Origin of the sequence: Prevotella pallens ATCC 700821 (genome assembly GCF_000220255.1) — a bacterium.
Lineage (GTDB): Bacteria > Bacteroidota > Bacteroidia > Bacteroidales > Bacteroidaceae > Prevotella > Prevotella pallens.
On the sequence record NZ_GL982539.1, the window covers coordinates 1 to 737 of the forward strand.

Sequence of the window (737 nt, forward strand, 5' to 3'; positions counted from 1 at the left end):
CCCCAGATTTTATTGCTGGAGTTTTGAAATCGATATTTATCTTTACCTTTTCAAAATCCGATCCATTCATACAAATGTCTTCTAAACGACTATCCCATGAATTGAATTCTATTTTTTGGGGGGTTAATGTAGGAGTGTAGGCTATGCTCCTTGCCTTACACCCTCCACGTTTCCATGCCTCATATATAGGTGATGTCATTTCCATCTTTAATCTTGCTTTGGAAAGAAGAAGTTTATCTTCTAACTTACGAGGTCGTATTTCAAGTGAATATTTATGATTTCCCTTGTAAATGTTTCGTACGAAAACATTAGTTCCTTTTGAAAGATCTTTTTTGGAGATAATCGACACATTTTTTTGTGCAATGTCATTACTCCATTTTACTGCCGGATAATCTCCCTTTAATTCGGGATTTCCTTCATCGTAAATCTGTCCTAACAAACAGAAATGGTGCTTTTCTGTCCCATTATCTTCAGAATACAAATCTCTGGGCAAAGACCATGAAACACATACTATTCTGCTTTCTCCTGCTTTTATTGACTTGATGAGTATGGGTGTCATATGTCCGCCTGTAATATTTCCGTTTATATAATACTCTTGCCCTCTCCAAGCCTTGTTTGTCAACCCTGTAGATGCACAAGCCCAATACATGTGAAGATATTTCCCTCCTTCGTAATCTTTTTTTCCTCGATTATGAACCCTTACATAGACGGCTACGCCAAGATGATCGTCTGCGTAG

At 37.6% G+C, this 737-nt stretch carries 1 protein-coding gene; it reads right to left on the bottom strand.

Annotated elements, in window-relative coordinates:
* On the bottom strand, nucleotides 1–737 hold a 737-nt coding region (locus HMPREF9144_RS13620; RefSeq protein ID WP_006046528.1), incomplete at both ends, for a hypothetical protein.